This window comes from Paraclostridium tenue (assembly GCF_039521565.1).
Taxonomy (GTDB): Bacteria; Bacillota; Clostridia; order Peptostreptococcales; family Peptostreptococcaceae; genus Paraclostridium; species Paraclostridium tenue.
Map to the genome: position 1 here is coordinate 124,367 of NZ_BAAACP010000007.1, position 17,867 is coordinate 142,233.

Annotated in this window: 17 protein-coding genes; 6 read left to right on the forward strand and 11 right to left on the reverse strand. The window is 27.2% G+C overall.

Translation table 11 applies throughout. The features are described 5' to 3' along the window. Nucleotides 1–120 precede the first annotated feature (120 nt). The gene (locus tag ABFX13_RS07305) at nucleotides 121–729 is read left to right on the forward strand and encodes a class I SAM-dependent methyltransferase (protein WP_346044403.1); all 609 of its coding nucleotides are present in this window, start codon (nucleotides 121–123) and stop codon (nucleotides 727–729) included. A 29-nt stretch (nucleotides 730–758) separates the two neighbouring features. Here ABFX13_RS07305 and ABFX13_RS07310 read toward each other — a convergent pair whose 3' ends face one another. Then, nucleotides 759–1,436, reverse strand: coding sequence for a hypothetical protein (locus tag ABFX13_RS07310; RefSeq protein WP_346044405.1), 678 nt, complete (start codon nucleotides 1,434–1,436; stop codon nucleotides 759–761). A 181-nt stretch (nucleotides 1,437–1,617) separates the two neighbouring features. Here ABFX13_RS07310 and ABFX13_RS07315 point away from each other — a divergent pair, with 181 nt between their 5' ends. Together ABFX13_RS07315 and ABFX13_RS07320 are read left to right on the forward strand one after the other, a co-directional pair. After that, complete coding sequence (locus ABFX13_RS07315) at nucleotides 1,618–2,058, forward strand: GNAT family N-acetyltransferase (RefSeq protein ID WP_346044408.1); 441 nt, start codon at nucleotides 1,618–1,620, stop codon at nucleotides 2,056–2,058. Between the two features lie 85 nt (nucleotides 2,059–2,143). Then, nucleotides 2,144–3,733 carry an amidohydrolase gene (locus tag ABFX13_RS07320; RefSeq protein WP_346044410.1) on the forward strand — a complete coding sequence of 530 codons (1,590 nt, stop codon included), beginning with the start codon at nucleotides 2,144–2,146 and terminating at the stop codon, nucleotides 3,731–3,733. Between the two features lie 56 nt (nucleotides 3,734–3,789). Here ABFX13_RS07320 and ABFX13_RS07325 read toward each other — a convergent pair whose 3' ends face one another. From ABFX13_RS07325 to ABFX13_RS07345, 5 genes are all read right to left on the reverse strand, one after another. Further along, a complete protein-coding gene (locus ABFX13_RS07325; protein ID WP_346044413.1) occupies nucleotides 3,790–4,380 on the reverse strand; it encodes a DUF3794 domain-containing protein in 591 nt (196 codons plus the stop codon). A 170-nt stretch (nucleotides 4,381–4,550) separates the two neighbouring features. Continuing rightward, nucleotides 4,551–5,063: a CarD family transcriptional regulator gene (locus tag ABFX13_RS07330; protein WP_346044417.1), complete on the reverse strand. Its 513-nt coding sequence runs from the start codon at nucleotides 5,061–5,063 to the stop codon at nucleotides 4,551–4,553. A gap of 131 nt (nucleotides 5,064–5,194) precedes the next feature. Then, nucleotides 5,195–5,395 (reverse strand): cold-shock protein, encoded by a 201-nt coding sequence (locus ABFX13_RS07335; protein WP_187005669.1) that lies wholly within the window; start codon nucleotides 5,393–5,395, stop codon nucleotides 5,195–5,197. Between the two features lie 291 nt (nucleotides 5,396–5,686). Then, nucleotides 5,687–6,202 carry a nuclear transport factor 2 family protein gene (locus tag ABFX13_RS07340; RefSeq protein WP_346044421.1) on the reverse strand — a complete coding sequence of 172 codons (516 nt, stop codon included), beginning with the start codon at nucleotides 6,200–6,202 and terminating at the stop codon, nucleotides 5,687–5,689. Between the two features lie 16 nt (nucleotides 6,203–6,218). Beyond that, the gene (locus tag ABFX13_RS07345; RefSeq protein ID WP_346044423.1) at nucleotides 6,219–8,204 is read right to left on the reverse strand and encodes an FAD-dependent oxidoreductase; all 1,986 of its coding nucleotides are present in this window, start codon (nucleotides 8,202–8,204) and stop codon (nucleotides 6,219–6,221) included. Nucleotides 8,205–8,650: 446 nt separating this feature from the next. Here ABFX13_RS07345 and ABFX13_RS07350 point away from each other — a divergent pair, with 446 nt between their 5' ends. From ABFX13_RS07350 to baiCD, 3 genes are all read left to right on the forward strand, one after another. Further along, on the forward strand, nucleotides 8,651–9,424 hold the full coding sequence (locus ABFX13_RS07350) for an IclR family transcriptional regulator (protein ID WP_346044427.1): 774 nt from the start codon (nucleotides 8,651–8,653) through the stop codon (nucleotides 9,422–9,424). A gap of 306 nt (nucleotides 9,425–9,730) precedes the next feature. Beyond that, entirely contained in the window at nucleotides 9,731–10,477 is a 747-nt protein-coding gene (locus ABFX13_RS07355) for an SDR family NAD(P)-dependent oxidoreductase (protein WP_346044429.1), read from the forward strand. Nucleotides 10,478–10,536: 59 nt separating this feature from the next. Beyond that, nucleotides 10,537–12,465 (forward strand): bile acid Fe-S flavoenzyme BaiCD, encoded by a 1,929-nt coding sequence (baiCD, locus tag ABFX13_RS07360; RefSeq protein WP_346044431.1) that lies wholly within the window; start codon nucleotides 10,537–10,539, stop codon nucleotides 12,463–12,465. Nucleotides 12,466–12,607: 142 nt separating this feature from the next. Here baiCD and ABFX13_RS07365 read toward each other — a convergent pair whose 3' ends face one another. The 5 genes from ABFX13_RS07365 to ABFX13_RS07385 all read right to left on the reverse strand — a co-directional run bounded on the left by ABFX13_RS07365 (nucleotide 12,608) and on the right by ABFX13_RS07385 (nucleotide 17,476). Continuing rightward, complete coding sequence (locus ABFX13_RS07365) at nucleotides 12,608–13,015, reverse strand: bacteriohemerythrin (RefSeq protein WP_346044437.1); 408 nt, start codon at nucleotides 13,013–13,015, stop codon at nucleotides 12,608–12,610. 99 nt (nucleotides 13,016–13,114) lie between these two features. Continuing rightward, entirely contained in the window at nucleotides 13,115–14,794 is a 1,680-nt protein-coding gene (locus ABFX13_RS07370; protein ID WP_346044439.1) for an ABC transporter permease, read from the reverse strand. Nucleotides 14,795–14,798: 4 nt separating this feature from the next. Continuing rightward, on the reverse strand, nucleotides 14,799–15,854 hold the full coding sequence (locus tag ABFX13_RS07375) for an ABC transporter ATP-binding protein (protein WP_346044442.1): 1,056 nt from the start codon (nucleotides 15,852–15,854) through the stop codon (nucleotides 14,799–14,801). A 61-nt stretch (nucleotides 15,855–15,915) separates the two neighbouring features. Then, entirely contained in the window at nucleotides 15,916–16,974 is a 1,059-nt protein-coding gene (locus tag ABFX13_RS07380; protein ID WP_346044444.1) for an extracellular solute-binding protein, read from the reverse strand. A gap of 283 nt (nucleotides 16,975–17,257) precedes the next feature. Next, nucleotides 17,258–17,476 carry a hypothetical protein gene (locus ABFX13_RS07385; protein WP_346044446.1) on the reverse strand — a complete coding sequence of 73 codons (219 nt, stop codon included), beginning with the start codon at nucleotides 17,474–17,476 and terminating at the stop codon, nucleotides 17,258–17,260. Nucleotides 17,477–17,867: the final 391 nt, after the last annotated feature.

The window sequence follows — 17,867 nt, forward strand, 5'->3', positions numbered from 1 at the left end:
ATAAAAAATGTAAAAACTAAAAGATATGCATATAATATTGCAAATATTTAATATACTGTTGTCTACATACTTAAAAACCTATACAATATAGTAACTAATACTAATGAAAGAGGAAATTAAATGGATGAAAAGTTTTATGAAAAATTATTAAATATAGATACTACAGGTGAAAAACTTTGGGATGAAAGCATAACACATTACCATCCTTATCAAGCTACTTCATATATTGCCCTTCATATATTGTTTAAAAATTATACTATGGATAAAAGTGATTATGTGGTTGACTTTGGCTGTGGTAAAGGAAGACTTATATTTTATTTAAATAGTTTTTTTAAATGTAATGTTACTGGAATTGAAATGGATGAAACTTATTACAAAGACTGTTTAATTAATAAAGAAAATTACTTAGATAAACATAAAAGATTATCTAATCAAATAGATTTTAAGTGTATGTTAGGTCAAGATTATAAAATTAAACCTTTAGAAAATAAATTTTATTTTTTCAATCCTTTCTCAGTTAACATATTTAGAAAAATTATAAATAATATTTTAGATTCTTATGATGAAAATCCAAGAGTTATAGATGTAATACTTTATTATCCTTCTGAAGATTATATATATTTTCTTGAAAATAATACCGGTTTTTTATTATTTGAAGAAGTTAAACTACATGGGTTATATGAAAAAGATTGTTGTGAAAGATTTTTAGTTTATAAACTATATTCATAATTTAGTAAAAATAGTTGGCAACTTGCCAACTATTTTTTATCTGCTTTGTTTTTAATTTTTCTTATTATTAATATTGCTAATATTATTATTAATATTAGTATAGCTACTGATAATATTAATATATTTTTTATATTTGGTACTTTACCCTCTACATGTATGTTATTTAAATTATTTAATGTAAAGTCCCAGTTATATGTGTATATGCCATTTTTTACAGAGTTAGATGTAGCATTTGATTCAGTAAGTTCTATTGGTACATTTAAATGAAGTCCTAAATTAAATCCTGAACCAAATAAATTAAGCACTCCCATTTCTTCTTTACCCATATTTTTTTGCATATAGTCTTTTAATTTTATATTAACATCATACATTGTGTATAAGAATTTCTCATTTTTCTTTATGTCTATAATGTCAGCATATTCACTAAGATTTTTGTTATCCTTTATTTTTAAATCGGTAATATTTCCTAGATTTTCAGTTATTTTAAAACCACTTTTACCTGATTCTTTTATTTTTTCAACGTTATCAAATTTTGATTTTAAATCTTGTTCTTTTATATTTTTCATTAAATAATCGTTACTTAATATTTGAGTAGATACACTTACATTTCCTTTTTTATCTACATTTAAAGTTATATCTGAATCTACACAACCTGTTAAAATTACAACAGTCATAAATATTACAATAGATATTAGTAATTTCTTCATATTTTCCCCTTTCTTTAGTCATAGCTTTAGTGTTTGATTATATGTACATTACTGATTATATAATAGTAAATTATATATGTTTTGTAAATTGCTATTTATATTTATACTTCTAATTATATATTAACTAAGTTATTATATAGTTATATTCTTAACTTAATTAATTGAAAAGGTGGATAGTATTATGTATAAAATAAAACATTTTAAAGATTTAAATACAAACGAATTTTATGAAATAGCTAAAGCTAGATACGAAGTTTTTGCATGTGAACAACATATATTTGAAGAAAATGATTTTGATGATATAGATAAAAATTGTTATCATATCTTTCTTGAAAAAAGTAATAAAATAATTGCTTACGCTAGGATAATACCAAAAGAATTTAGCTCTTATGAAGATGTATCTATTGGTCGTGTATTAGTCTTAAAGGAGTCTCGAGGATATGGTATAGCCCGTAATATGATGATTGAAGCTATTAATTTTGTTAAAGATAATTTAAAAGAAGACCATATAACTTTATCAGCTCAGGAATACATAAAAAGTCTATATTCATCCCTTGGGTTTAAGGAAATATCTAAAGTTTATAATGAGTGCAATATACTGCATGTAAAAATGAGATTGTAAATTAACATCAGTATAAATTTATAGTATAATGTTAAATAATACTATAGACAAACATTATTCAATTTTAACTTAGGGAGATGTTCTTATGAACGAGAAATTATTTTTCAACGGAGACATATTAACACTAGAGGATAAGCTGTATTGTAACTCAATATTAGTCAAAGATGGTAAAATATTTAAAGTTGGAGAAAAAAATGATTTATTAAAATTTACAAGTGAAAATACACAAATGATAGATTTAAAAGGAAAAACATTAATGCCTTCATTTATAGATTGTCATAGTCACTTTTTTGCTTATTCTCAATCTTTACTTCAACCCTCATTAGAAAATGCTTCTAATTTTAATGAAATTATTAATATAATAAGTAATTTTATTAAAGATAACAATATTCCCAATGGAAAATGGGTTGTAGCTACTAATTATGACCATAATAACCTAGATGAAAAAATTAATCCTACTAAAGAGATTTTAGACAAAGCAGCACCTAATAACCCAGTTGTAATAAAACATCAATCTGGACATAGTGGTGTTTTAAACTCTCTTGGATTAAAAGAATTAAATATTACTAGCGATACTAAAAATCCTGAAGGTGGAATCATATACAAAAAAAATAATGAGCCTACTGGTTACCTTGAAGAAAATTCTTTTATAAATTATGTTCAAAAAATACCTATGCCTTCATTTAATGAATTGGTAAAATCAGTTTCTAAAGCTCAAGAAATATATAAGTCTTTTGGTATTACGACTATGCAAGAAGGTATGATAGTTCCTTTAATGACAGATATATTAAATTACATAAAAAAATCAAATATGCTAGAGTTAGACTATGTTGGATATATAGATATAAAAGAATCTGATGTATTACTTAAATCTTTTAATGGGTGTATAAAAAATTATGTCAATCGCTTTAAAATAGGTGGATATAAAATATTTTTAGATGGATCTCCTCAAAGTCGTACAGCTTATATGCTAAATCCTTATATAGATGCAAAAGATGGATATAGAGGCTATCCTACTTATAAAGATTGTGAGTTAGAAAAATACATAGAGTTGGCTATAAAAAATAACATGCAACTATTAGCACATTGCAATGGAGATGCTGCTAGTTATCAATTTATTAATCAATATAAAATTGCAAAAAAAATATGTAATTTAGATAATGATATTAGGCCTGTAATTATACATGCTCAATTACTTCCTAAAGATCAATTAGATGATGTAAAATCTCTTAAAATGATACCATCTTTCTTTTTAGCTCATGTTTATCATTGGGGAGATATTCATATTAAAAACTTTGGTTTTAAAAGAGCTAGTGAAATAAGCCTTTCTAATTCTTGCTTGAAAAAAAATATAAGATTTACACTCCATCAAGACTCTCCAGTTATAAAACCTAATATGTTAGAAACTATATGGTGTGCTGTAAATAGAGTAACTAAAAATAAAGTATTATTAGGCGAAGATGAAAGAATTTCTCCACTAGATGCCATAAAAGCAGTCACTATAAATGGTGCTTATCAATATTTCGAGGAAAATACAAAAGGTAGTATAAAAGAAGGTAAATTAGCAGATTTAATTATTCTAGATAAAAACCCACTAAAAGTTAATCCTATGGATATTAAAGATATAAAAATTTTAGAAACAATTAAAGAAGGTAATTCAATATTTAAATTATAAATAAAAAACATTACCGAAAGTTAAAACTTTCGGTAATGTTTTTTATTTATATAAATTTACTTGTGGTATTTATTCCATTTCGAATCATAAAAATCATGATTTGCATTACCCCTATATGCTTTATCTTCTATATCATGATAGTATTTATTTAAGTTATTGTTGCAATAATTTTTACACTCTTGGCAATAACTAAAATTATATAATTTAGGACAAATAATAAATAACAATGAAATATCAATAATATTTTTTTCAAAATGTCTAACACATATATTCTCTAATCCAATAAAAATAGATTCTATGATATCTTTACATTCTTCATAGGAAAGGTCTTTTAAAAGTACAAATTCACAAAATGGAATACTCCAATGAGCTGAGTGAAGAGATTGTTGACAATTATCAGCTGTATATATTATTTTAATATTTTTTTTACCTGTTATAAATAATTTAGGACCTAATATCGTATTTAAAACAGTATAATCCTCTATGCATATTTTGGCATTAACCTCATTTATACACTCTATCTCAGGCTTTTCAGATGGAATACATAACATAATATCATCTAAACATTGTTTATAGTATTTTTCACATTTAGAGTTTGGATATTTATCTAAAGATGTAATTCCAGTGATAGATATATTATCAAACATATCCACTCCCCCTTAATTTTATTTTTATATAAACATTAAAATACTTACTTATTTTATATATGCCATTTACTTAAATATTGTTATTATATTTATTTAGATTTTGATGTTGTATTTATTAAAAAACAGTAACAATATTTAAGTAACAGTGTATAAATTTAATTATGGACTCACTATTTATTTTCATGCTCTTTTATTTTTTCTTTAATATAATTTTTAACTTCTTCTCTAGGTATTCCTAAAACAACTGAGAACTCATCCTTGATTAGATCTTCAGCTACTTTCATAAATCTGTTATCTATTTGCCCAAGCTTTTTTCCTTTTTTTATAGCATTATCTTTTTTTTCATAAACACCTTCTATTAAAGTTAATAAATCTGAGCATTCATGTGTTTGCAATAGATTTTTATAATAAATTTGTAATAACCTTGAATTTTTCTCATTACATTTTTTTTCTTTTATATAAGGAATACTTTCAATTAATTGTTGAACTTCTTCATAAGTAATTAAGCTTCTCATAAACACACTAGTATCTATTGGTGTAAATATTTTTCCATTTTCATATAATGGTTTAAGTGTATAGTAAACTCTTTTTTTATTAATCCCTGAAATATTGAGTACACCCACATCTTCTACCTTACATACACCATCATTACCATAAATAATATATTCTCCAATTTTGTACATGCTCTACATCTCCCATCTTCCTTTATATTTTATACATAAAATAAAATTTAGCGAATCTGATTATACTTGTACTCTATTTTTAAAGATATAAAAAAAGACCCCCGCAAGGATCTTTAAAAACAATATATATATTATAATATAGTTATGTTTTCAGCTTGAGGACCTCTAGCACCTTTAACTATATTAAAGTTTACTCTTTGACCTTCTTCTAATGATTTGAATCCATCAGTTTGTATAGCTGAGAAATGAGCAAATACATCATCTCCACCTTCTACTGATATAAATCCAAATCCTTTTTCATTGTTAAACCATTTTACTATTCCATTAGTCATTTTGACTGTCTCCTATAAACCGATCAAGATTTTTCTTGATTTACTTTTGTATTGCTACAATATTTATTATAACACAAATAATAAATATTAGCTAGTTTTATTATTTTTGATATATTATTTCTTCCAATTATACTATTCTAATTTTTAATATTTCTTTTAAATGTATATTATGTACCTTCAAAGTAACATATATAAATACATATTATTAAAAATAAGGCTATCACTATATTTAATATAAAAAATCTATAAAATAAAAACAGGTATTGATTTTTATCAACACCTGTTTTTATTTTATTCTTTACTATGCATATTGTAAGTAATTTTTGCACTTTTGGGATCATTTCTATCCCATCTTTCTTCAAATGTACGTTTATATCCAATCGTTTTTATCTTCCATTCTCCATTAACTTTTTCATAACTTTCACGATAAAATGCTCCGCCTCTAATTCCCATGTTTCTATCTAATAATATTAAATTATCTCCTAAATACCAGTATGCAAAAGCTTTAGTATCACTTTCAAACTCAATTTCAGGCGTATGACATTGATGCATGGTTATATGTTCTGGTGGCATACAATTTCTAAAGAAATTTACAACTTCTTCTTTACCTGTAAAAGAAAGTTTTCCATCTGAGTAACTTGTAGTTACATCCTCACAAAAACATTCTCCTATTGTATCCCATAACTTTGAATCTAAACAACGTAGATATTTTCCCTTTAAACTTTTTATAGCTTCTATATCTTTAAGTCTTGTAATTTCTTTTTCCATTGCTATTAATCTTTGTTCTAACTTTTCAATAGTACTCATAATTGCTCCCCCTTTTTTAATTTGCAAGTACTTTTTCACCATCTGGATTTTCTACATCTCCTATTTTTCTTGCAAGTGTTGCTCCTGCCTCAATAGCATGATGCACTTGTCCTGGCTTATTTGCATCTCCTATAACATGTACTTCAATATCTTTTAGCTCCTCTGCTAAATTATTTACTGGTTTTGCACCACAACAGAAAATTATTTTACTAAATCCATTTAGCACTTCTTCTTTTCCATCTTTTTCAACGATAACTCCTGTACCATCTTCTATGATTTCTAAAAGTTTTGTATTAGTACTCATTACAACACCTTTTTCATTAAGCATTTTCATAAGAGGTACTTTATTATTTGGGCATAGATTTGGTGCAATTTCACCTAACATTTCAATCATATGAATTTGTACAGGTCCTACTGCATTGTGTAATATTGTTTCTGTAACTTCACATCCTACAAGACTGCCTCCAACTACAAGAACCTTTCCATGTATTGCATCTTTAACTTTTGCAGATAATACATCACTACCTGTAATAACCTCAATATTTTCTATTCCTTTTACCTTTGGTATAAATGGAGTTGAACCAGTTGAGACAATACATACGTCTGCATTTAATTCTTTTATATATTTTGCGGTTGCTTCTGTATTTAATTTTACTTCAACATTAGATTTTTCAACTTGAGTTTTTAAATATTTAACCCATCTTGTTAAATCTTGTTTGTGAGGAGGAATAGATGCAAGATTTATTTGACCTCCAAGTCTATCTGACTTTTCAATTAAAGTAACTTTGTGACCTCTTTTAGCTGCAATTCTTGCAGTTTCTAATCCAGCTGGTCCACCACCTACTATTACTACATTTTTCTTTATTTTTGCTTCTGTAATAGCCATTTCTTTTTCACGACCAAGTTCGGGATTTATTGCACATTTTGCAACTGGGTTAGATCTTTCTCTTGTTATACAAGGTCCACCACAACTTGCACATGGTCTTATATCTTCATATCTTCCTTCAAATCCTTTATTTACAAGTTCAGGATCAGCAAGTAAAGGTCTACCAAATACTACTCCATCTACAACGTCTCTTTCAACTAAATTTTCACCAAGTTTTATATCATTAATCTTTCCAACTACAAATACAGGTACTTTAGAAACTTTTTTAATGGCTTCAGCTTCTTTTATGTTTACTCCTGGTGATTCATAGTGGCAAGGAATTATCTTCCAACACAACTCATATTGAGTACCTCCAGAAATTTCAAAAGCATCTATCCCGGCTTCTACAAATTTAGGTACTAAATACAACATATCATTTAATGTGTTTCCACCTAATACTCTTTCATCACCTGAAATTCTCATAAGTATTGGGAAATCATCTCCAGCTTTTTTCTTTATATTTTTAATTACATCAAGTGCAAACTTAGCTCTACCGTCTAAATTTCCTCCATAGCAATCACTTCTTTTATTTCTAAGCGGCGATAAGAAAGAACCTGCTAACATATATGCATGGGCACAATGAAACTCTACTCCATCGCAACCTGCTTCTTTAGCTCTTCTTGCAGCATCACCATATTGTTCAATTATGGATTCAATCTCTTCTATTTTAAGTTCTCTAACTGATTTTCCTAAACCATTTATATAGTTTGAAGAAGCTACTGGTGTTTTCCCAAACATCCATGAAATAGATTCAGGTCCCGGGTGTGTAATTTGAGGAAATAATTTTGAACCATTAGCATGAATTTCATCTACAAATTCTTTAAATGTAGGAATAAATTTATCTTCTCCTAAACTAATTGTAAATCCTAGATATGGAACTGAGCTATCTACTGTAACTGCATCTACAACAATAAGACCTACCCCACCTTTGGCTCTTTCAATCCAGAAGTCTTTAAGTCTGGAACTTACATTTCCATCTTTTTCTTCATAACCAAGGCTCATAGGTGCCATTAAAACTCTGTTTTTTATTTCAACATTACCGATGTTAATTGGTGTATATAGTTTAAAATTATCCATAATTACTTCTCCCCTAAATAAATTTTAATAGTTGTTTTGAATTTAATTAAGTGTAATTATTTCGAATTTAGTTGTTTTAAATTTTATTATTTTGAATTAATTGAATTTAATCTGATTATATTTGAATTGATTTAAATGTAACTGTTTTGAATTTTACTGAAAATAATAAGTTTTTAAGTGATTAAAATATATTTCAATTTTATTCTAGCAATACTTTCCATATAACGCAACATTATTTTCAAACTATTTTCTTATGAAAAATTATTAATACATTGTAAATTCAGGATTTTTATTATATGCTTAATTTATTTTTCAAATTTTTTAGCTATTATTTATTTTCAGTTGTTGCGCTATGTGGAATAGCTTTTTATTATTTTTTTAATTTTCATTAAATTATGCTATACTATAAGAAAAAATTATATATTTCGAAAGGGGTTTATATAAGTTTGTCTTCTTTACAAAGTTTAGATAGGGCTTTAGATATGTTAAGTCTTATTCATGCAAATGGTGGTAAAATGTCCGTTTCTTCTATTGCTGAAGTTATGAACTTACACAGAAGTACTGTTCATAGAACTTTAACTACAATGTATCAAAAAGATTTTTTGTCAAAAGATCCTAAAACAGGGCTGTATACAATAGGTAATAAAGCACTTGTTCTTGGATTTTCAGCTGCTAATAATTTACCATTAGCTACTACTGCAAGACCATATATGGCATTTTTAGCAGAAAAATACAATAGTTCAGTTTCTCTATCGGTAATTGAAGGTTCAAATGTTTTTGTGATAGGAAACTACTCTGGTTACTACACTACAACTTTTTATTCACTACATGATGACCCTCTAAATTGTGAGGCTTATCGTCCTGCTGTGGCTCATTGTATGTTAGCTTATAACTGCCAGTTGGAATCTTCTAATAAAGCAATACAGATTTACCTTTCAAAAGTATCTAATAGCAGATTCAAGGATAACTTTTTCACAAATATTGATGATTTAGTTAATTACTTAAAAAAGATAAAAAATGATGGCTATGCTTATGAATCTGGGGAGTATCACTTCGATGAACTTTGCTACTGTGCACCTATTTTAAATAATGGAAAAGCTATAGCAACACTTAGCATATACGGACACAAATCTTACTTAAATAAGTTTCATAAACAAGATATTATTAAAGATTTATTAAATATTTCAAAAACAATATCTGATTTACTTTCTAACAGTTAAAAAAGTTGCAAATATTAAATTTTGCAGCTTTTTTAATTTTTTATAAAACTTTACAATTTTAAATTTTTAAAAATTTATTGACAAATTAAATTACGTATCTTACGATTATCTCAATAGTTGTTTTGAAAATTTTAATCATTTCTAATAATATAATTATTTCGAACACTCAATTCTATTAATTGAATAAAAATTTATTTATCACCTTAAATTAAATTTTTTAGTTTTGTTTTATCTTCTCTAGTTTGTAAATCCATTGTAATTGTTTTGTAATTAACATATAAACTAAATTTGAAAGGAATTAATTTTATGAAACTAAAAAATAAAGTTGCCATTGTTACTGGTGGATCACGTGGTATTGGTTTTGCTATAGTTGATAGATATGTCAAAGAAGGTGCTAAAGTTGCAATATGTGGAAGTAAAGCTGAAACTGCAAATAAAGCACTAAATCTTATCAAAGAAAAATATCCTAATGCTGATGTTATGGCAGTTTACGCAAACATGTCAAGTAGTGATGAAATCAATGAAATGTTTAAACAAGTAGTTGATAAATGGGGATATGTTGACATATTAGTCAATAATGCTGGTATTACAGCTACAAAAGATGTTGATTTAGTAACAGATGAAGAGTTTGAAAAAGTTATGGACGTAAATGTTACAGGAATATTCCGTTGTACAAGAGCTGCTGTTAAAATTATGAAAGAACACGGTGGTAATATAATTAATACAAGCTCTTTAGTAAGTGTAAATGGTGCTGGAAGACAATGTGCTTATACTGCTTCTAAGTTTGCTGTAAATGGTCTTACAAGATCATTTGCTAGAGAACTCGGTAAATATAATATAAGAGTTAATGCTGTTGCTCCTGGTTCTGTTGCTACTGAAATGGTAAAAGAATTTGTTACAGATCAAATGGTTGAATATATGAGACGAGTAACTCCACTTGGAAAAATGGCTGAGCCTTATGAAATGGCTGGTGCTTATGTGTACCTTGCCTCAGATGATTCTTCATATACAACTGGTGCAATATTAAATATTGATGGTGGAATTGTAATGTAATTTTATAAATATAACGTATAACTAAATAATAAATTTTAATAGTGAAAGGTGATATGATTATGAAATATAATTCTTTATTTTCTCCATTTAAAATAAAAGATTTAGAAATAAAAAACCGTGTAATACTTCCAGCAATGATGACAAAAATGGCTTCTCCTACTGGACTTGTTACGCAAAATTTAATTGATTATCACGTAGCAATTGCAAAAGGTGGATGTGGGCTTAATTTTACTGAGGTCTGTGCTATACACACAAGTACTCATGGTAATGGTTATGTAGCTCTTTACAAAGATGAACATTTTGAAGGTATGAAAAAACTTATAGATAACGTACATAGCGCTGGTGGTAAAATAGGTGTTCAAATTTGGCATGGTGGTCAAGTTGCAATAGCTCTACTTCCAAAAGATAGAACTCCTATGGTTACAGAATGTATGACTCATGAAGATATAAAAGAAATTGTTGATTGTTATGGAAAATCAACTAAAATGGCAGTAGAAGCTGGCTGTGATGCTATAGAATTCCACGCTGCTCATACTTATCTTCCTCATACATTCTTAAGTGCTGCTTTTAATAAACGTGATGATGAATATAGTGGTTCTTTAGAAAATAGAGCAAGATTTTCACTTGAAGTTATTCGTACTATGCGTGCTAATATGCCAGAAACTATGCCTTTATTTATGCGTGTAGATGCATTAGATGATTATGTTCAAAATGGACTTACTATAGAAGATGTAATTGAGTTTTTAAAGATGGCTAAAGCTGAAGGTGTTGATGTAATTGATATTTCAAGAGGTAATAATAAGTCTGCTGCTTTAAAATATGAAGTTCCTTCAATTGACACTCCTCGCGGATATAACATTGAAAATGTAAAAAAAATACGTGACGCTATTAAAATGCCTGTTGTTGGAGTTGGTAGAATCAATCATCCTGAAATTGCAAATAAATTTATAGAAGAAGAAAAATGTGATTTAGTTGCCATAGGTCGTGGTCAAATTACAGATCATGAATTCTGTAATAAAGCAAGAGATGGTAAAACTGATAGTATACGTTTATGTGTTGGTTGCTTGAAAGGTTGCTTTGACTCTATAATGAATCCAACTATTCCTACAATTACTTGCATGAGAAACCCTATGGTTGGTAAAGAAGGTCAACCTATTACTAAGACAACTAGACCTAAGACAATTTTAATAGCTGGTGGTGGTATGGGTGGTATGATGACTGCTAATATGCTAAAAGTTAGAGGTCATAACCCAATTTTATGTGAAGCTAGCAATAAATTAGGTGGTCAATTTAACTTAGCTGGTGCTGCTCCATATAAAGGAGAGATGCTTGATGCTGTTGATTGGGAATCTAAAGAAGCTACTCGTTTATGTGTTGATGTTAGATTAAATACAGTTGTAACTCCTGAGTTAGTATCTCAAATTAATCCTGATGAAGTAATAATTGCAACTGGTGCTGTTGCTTCAAAACCTGAAATAAAAGGTATAGAAAGTAAAAATGTATTTACTTATGAAGAAGTTTTATCTGGTAGTGTAGAACTTTCTGGTAATGTAGTTATACTTGGCGGAAAAATGGTAGGTTTAGAAACTGCTCAATATTTAACTGATAAAGGCGTAAAATGTACAGTTATTGATGAAGCCGAGAAGCTTGGTGCCGATTTAGGATGGATTAGAAGTATGAATATGCTTGAAAATATGTATGTAATAGGTGTTAATCAAGTTACTGGTGCTAAGGTTGTGGAAATAAAAGAAAATGAAGTTGTATATGTTAAAGATGAAACTGAAACTAGTGTTAATTGTGATGCAGTAGTAATTGCTCTTGGTGCAACTTCAGTAGCTTTAGAAGACGTTCAATCAAAATGTAGAGATTTAGAAATACCTTTCCATATTATTGGAGATGCGAAAAGCCCTCGTGTAGCTTTAAACACTACTCTTGAAGGCATTGAGATTGCACTTAATTTAGATAGTGAAAATGCACTTAACGTATAATTAATTTTTAACTTTATTTTAAAAAGGATGTAGATAAATTTGTCTACATCCTAATTTTTACTAAAAAGGTTTTTGTGTATACATTTCATAAGGTTATATAAAATATTTAACAAATTATTTATTTTTCAATTTATTTATAAGCTTATTTAGAGTTGTTTCTTATATGTGCCGCCACTTTAACATCTTCTTTTTTTATATGATTGATTATCCAGTTTGCAACTTTACTGTTGATTTCTCCAACCAAAACAATGCTTGGTCCATTTTCTAAAAGTTTTTTATTTATATTTTCAACAGTATCTATAAAGTGTTGATGATATTTTTTATGATTATTATAATCTGGGTATTTAGATTTTATTTGTAAAACTTCTTCATGAGCAAAGTGGGTTTTTGTATAAGAAGATAAGAATTTTACTGTTTTTTCTAGTTCAGCTCTTCCTTTCCCTTTGCTACAAGCTTCTAATAAATCATTAATCGCTTTTATAAGTTCTTTATGTTCATTATCAATTTGAGTGCTACCCGTTAGTAAGTCATCAGTCCATTTATATGCCATTTTATCCTCCATACTACATTATTTTATATATTTATACGCCTATTAAAACTTTAACTAAAGCTTTTTAATAAAATAATATTTTTGAAAGATTAAAAATAATTATTTTATAGTTCCTATTTTTTGAATTAAAAAACTAAGTATCGTAGTTATTAATATTACAAGAACTCCATAAGCCATAGCCAGACCTATTTTATATTCAAACACTCCACTAACCATTGCAATCGATACTGGTCTGTTATTTATACTATATAAATATGCAGAACTTGTATATTCTCCTACACATCTAACAAACCCTAATAAAACTCCAGATATTATACCTGGTTTGATTATTGGTATAGTAATTTTTCTCAATGTATACCAAAAATTTGCTCCTAAACTTTTTGAAGCTTCTTCGTAGTTAGGATTTAAATTATACATTGATATATTTGTACTTCTAAGAATAAGTGGTAGTATACTTATAAAATATGCAATAGGTAAAATCATATACTTTCCTACTAAAGCTTGATTAAAAGAGAAAATATTAGGATGATTAAAAGCATTAATTAAATTTACAGCTATAGCACTTGCTGGTATTGCTAAAGGTAGCATAGCTAAAATTTCTATTAGTAATTTAAATTTACTTTTTGTTTTTACAATTATATAAGAACACGGTATTGAAATTACAACGCCCATAATAGCTGCTATTAAAGACATATTTATACTATTTAAAAATGGTTTTATAGCTCTTGATTTAGTAAAAATATTTGTATAATTTTCTATTGAAAAATCCTTAGGAAAAATTTCTATAAGCCAAGTTCCTGGAGTTACAAAAGACAATATAAATATAGTTATAACAGGAAGTAAAATAAAACCTATTGTTATAAAGCAAAAAAGTATAAATATAGCTTTTAATAATTTATCTTGAATTTTAACTTCATTCATAGGAGTTCCTTTTACAATACCTTGTATTGCACTCTTTTTTTCATAGTATCTACATACTAATAAAAAGGTTATTGCCATAAGAGTTAAGATAACTACTTGTACAGACGCTATATCCATACGATTATTAGATTTTGCAAAAAGCATTTGCGTTGTTATTACTTTATAGCTATCTCCAATTAAACTTGGTGCTGAGAATGAACCTATAGAAGATATAAATGTAATTAAACTTGAAGCTATTAGAGCTGGCTTTATAAAAGGAATTATTATAGTTTTAAATATATAAAACTTATTAGCACCTAAGTTTTTTGCCGCTTCAATAGAAGAATAATCTATATGCTTTATTGCTACAGATATATTCATAAAAAAGTAAACATATTGAGTATATGCATGTACAAATAAAATTCCCCAAAATCCTGTAAATCTAAAAGGTTCCTCTTTTAAGTTAAAAAGTATTTCTATAGACTTTGTAATAATCCCACTTTCCCCATAAAGTTGTATAAAAGCTAAAACTATTATTATTCCTGGTACCATAATTGGAGTTAATAATAATTTGCTAATAATATTTTTAAATGGAAATTTAAAATAAGTTACTACAAAAGCTAAAAATGTTCCAACTATCCCACATACAATCACAGATGCAAATCCAAGAAAAAGCGTGTTTTTTACAGCCACAATATTAGGTTTTACAGAGAAAAATTCTTTATAATAACTTAATGTAAACCCTTCATCTCCTCTAATGCTTAAAATTAAAGTTCTAATAGCTGGAAATAGAATATATCCAAGAAGTACCCATAATACCCCTATGAAAACTAAATTTTTAAATAAATTTATTCTCTTATCTTTTAATTTATCAATCATATCTCTACTCCTGTAAAACTTTTATTGATTCTTTTGGTATTTCAATAAACACTTCTTCATTTATGCAAAATTTATCACCTAAATTAGAGTTTATTTTACTAACCTTAAATTTTAAATCTTCTACATTTACAATATAATCACTGATATTACCATTAAATTGTATCTTATTAATAATTCCTTTTAATGTATTTTTTGAGTGTTTTTCTTCTTTTAACATATTAATATGTTCTGGTCTTATTGACATAAATTTCCCTTTAGCACCTTCATTTATATGTAATTTTATTTTTTCATTAACATAAGCGAATGAATTGTTGTTTTCTTTTATATATTTTTTTATATTAAAAAGATTTGTAACTCCTATAAAACTTGCAACAAATGTATTTTTAGGATTTAAATAAACTTCTTTTGGAGTTCCAATTTGCATGCATTTTCCTTTGTTGAAAACAGCAATTCTTTGCGACATGGTTAAAGCCTCATTTTGATCATGAGTTACAAATATAGTTGTTATTTTTAATTTTTTTTGCAAATCTTTAATTTCAATTCGCATTTCATCCCTTAACTTTGCATCTAAGTTGCATAATGGTTCATCTAATAATAAAACCTTAGGCTCTATTACCAATGCTCTTGCTAAAGCCACCCTTTGTTGTTCTCCTCCTGAAAGTTCAGTTATCTTTCTTTGTTCATAACCATTTAATCTCATTAACTTCAATACATTTAAAACCTTGGTTTGAATTTCTTTTTTTGATAATTTTTTTATTTTAAGTCCATAAGCAATATTTTCATAAACATTCATATGCGGAAATAATGCATAATTTTGAAATACTAAACCTACCTCTCTTTTTTCTGCTGGTACTTTTGTTATGTCTATATTTCCTATGAATATACTTCCTTCCTCTGGTTGGGTAAATCCAGCTATTGTTCTTAATAAAGTAGTTTTCCCACATCCTGATGGCCCCAAAAAGGTAAAAAACTCTCCTTCTTCTATGTCAAAGGACACATTGTTTATAGCTGTTGTATTTTCAAATACTTTCTTTAGATTATTTATAGTAAGACCTTTCAATTTTTAAAACTCCTTTTCATTTTTTATAAGACAAAAAGAGGCATTTATATGCCTCCATTGCTTATTTTACTTCTTTATTTGAATCTTTTATTTCTAAGTCCCATTTTTGCATCCAAGCACCTTGATTCTTAGCTATTACTGACCAATCTACATCCATAACTTTGTAATTTGCATCTTGCATCCATTTAGGAGACTTTTCAATAGCTGCTTTTAATGTCGGCATACGATCAAATTCATTAGCTAATTTTGCTTGTGTTTTTACACTTCCTACATATTCTATAAATGCATTTGCTGCATTTGGATTTTTACAATTTTTAATTTTAGCTACTCCATCAGTAATAACTGGTGATCCACTTTCTGCATTTACTATTTCAAGTGGTAGTCCGTTGTTTTTATTTTCTATAATAGAACTTAATACTGCAAAACTAACTGCTGCTTCTTTTCTACCTATAGCTTGGAATTGCAGTGATCCACTTTCATAATATTTTTTTGTATTTTTATCTAAATCTTTCATATACTTCCAACCTTCATCAAGTTTACCAACTTTATCGTATTGGTATAATAGACTTGAATATGTTGCTTTTGCTGAAGATGATCCTGCATTTCTAAATACTAGTTTATCCTTAAATCTTTCATTTGCTAAATCACTCCAATCTTTTGGAGCTTGATCTTTGCTTAACATTTCACTATTGTAAAACATCATTACTGGTGTTTGGATAGTTCCATACCATAATCCATCTTTACTTTTGAATAAAGGATCTAAGTCTTTTGCCCACGATGGCTGAGTTTTTTCAAATACATCTTTATTTTCAAGTTCTAAATATGTAGCTGAAGACCCTCCATACATTACATCAGCTTGTGGGTCATTTTTTTCTGCTTCTACTTTTTCAGCTAATTGTCCTTTTAAGTTTATAAATTCGACATTAACTCCTGTTTCTTTTTCAAAGTCTTTTGCTACTGATTCTAATAAATCTTCTGGATGTGTAGAATATATTACTAAGTTTTTCTCTAATTCTTTACTTTGGGACTTTTCATTTGTGTTTGACTTTGAGCTACACCCTGTTAATGATAGTACTAAACTTGCTCCTATTAATAAGCTTATTATTTTTCTTTTTCTCATTTTTTCCCCCTGTTTTGTTGATTTATTTTTTGATTTGCTTTTTGAAGTAAATATTTAATTCTAGTAACTTATGATATCATTTTCCTTTTTTCTACATATATCCCTAATAAATATTATCATTTGTTTATTTTTAATTCCAAAAGTTTTTTTCTATATACGTAATGTTTTATATAGATTTTTTCTATAATTAGTAAGAAAAATAAAAATCTCTCCTTATTTATACTTAAATATAAGAAGAGATTTTTTAAGATACACTTAAAATAAACTAAACTATAAATTCATTTTATTTTAATTTTTCCATTTTCAATATATTTCTTTCATTTCTTATTTTCATCCATTCAAGTTTAGTTTTATGATTTTCATAAAGTTTTTTAGTTGAGTATTCTATTGCTATATCTTGATCCATATTTGTCCAAGCTTTTGACATAATATAAAAAGTATCTTTTATATCTTTATTTATTTTATCTAACTCCCAATTAGAGTTGTATTTACTTAAATCCATTAATACACGTCTACATTGTTTTTTCTTTTTTGTTACCTTAAATCAACTAATTATATAATTAGTTTTAGACATTATTATAATAGTGGTGCTCATTGCAAGCGTCGCTACTCCTCCTGAATTAGGATTATATTGTTTGAAGAACCACCTCTTGATCGACTACCTTCCTAATGATCCTCCACCACTAGGTCTAGCTAAAGATACTGTTGTAAACATAATAAATATAAATAGAAATATTGCTAAAAATTTTAACCTTTTCATTAATTTTTCCCCCTAATAAACAAAAATAAAGTCCATTCCTGTTAATTTATAATCTACTTCTTTATCACTTATATATTTTTATCTATAATGTTTATACTACTTACAAAATTAGATTAATATATTCTACACACCC

Excerpts from the sequence above, each read along its gene's own strand:
- ABFX13_RS07330 (WP_346044417.1), bottom strand. The coding sequence starts at position 5,063 with ATGTACAAAATTGGAGAATATATTATTTATGGTAATGATGGTGTATGT.
- ABFX13_RS07370 (WP_346044439.1), bottom strand. The coding sequence starts at position 14,794 with ATGATTGATAAATTAAAAGATAAGAGAATAAATTTATTTAAAAATTTA.
- ABFX13_RS07340 (WP_346044421.1), bottom strand. The coding sequence starts at position 6,202 with ATGAGTACTATTGAAAAGTTAGAACAAAGATTAATAGCAATGGAAAAA.
- ABFX13_RS07320 (WP_346044410.1), top strand. The coding sequence starts at position 2,144 with ATGAACGAGAAATTATTTTTCAACGGAGACATATTAACACTAGAGGAT.
- ABFX13_RS07310 (WP_346044405.1), bottom strand. The coding sequence starts at position 1,436 with ATGAAGAAATTACTAATATCTATTGTAATATTTATGACTGTTGTAATT.
- baiCD (WP_346044431.1), top strand. The coding sequence starts at position 10,537 with ATGAAATATAATTCTTTATTTTCTCCATTTAAAATAAAAGATTTAGAA.
- ABFX13_RS07345 (WP_346044423.1), bottom strand. The coding sequence starts at position 8,204 with ATGGATAATTTTAAACTATATACACCAATTAACATCGGTAATGTTGAA.
- ABFX13_RS07335 (WP_187005669.1), bottom strand. The coding sequence starts at position 5,395 with ATGACTAATGGAATAGTAAAATGGTTTAACAATGAAAAAGGATTTGGA.
- ABFX13_RS07305 (WP_346044403.1), top strand. The coding sequence starts at position 121 with ATGGATGAAAAGTTTTATGAAAAATTATTAAATATAGATACTACAGGT.
- ABFX13_RS07315 (WP_346044408.1), top strand. The coding sequence starts at position 1,618 with ATGTATAAAATAAAACATTTTAAAGATTTAAATACAAACGAATTTTAT.
- ABFX13_RS07325 (WP_346044413.1), bottom strand. The coding sequence starts at position 4,380 with ATGTTTGATAATATATCTATCACTGGAATTACATCTTTAGATAAATAT.
- ABFX13_RS07355 (WP_346044429.1), top strand. The coding sequence starts at position 9,731 with ATGAAACTAAAAAATAAAGTTGCCATTGTTACTGGTGGATCACGTGGT.
- ABFX13_RS07385 (WP_346044446.1), bottom strand. The coding sequence starts at position 17,476 with ATGGATTTAAGTAAATACAACTCTAATTGGGAGTTAGATAAAATAAAT.
- ABFX13_RS07365 (WP_346044437.1), bottom strand. The coding sequence starts at position 13,015 with ATGGCATATAAATGGACTGATGACTTACTAACGGGTAGCACTCAAATT.
- ABFX13_RS07380 (WP_346044444.1), bottom strand. The coding sequence starts at position 16,974 with ATGAGAAAAAGAAAAATAATAAGCTTATTAATAGGAGCAAGTTTAGTA.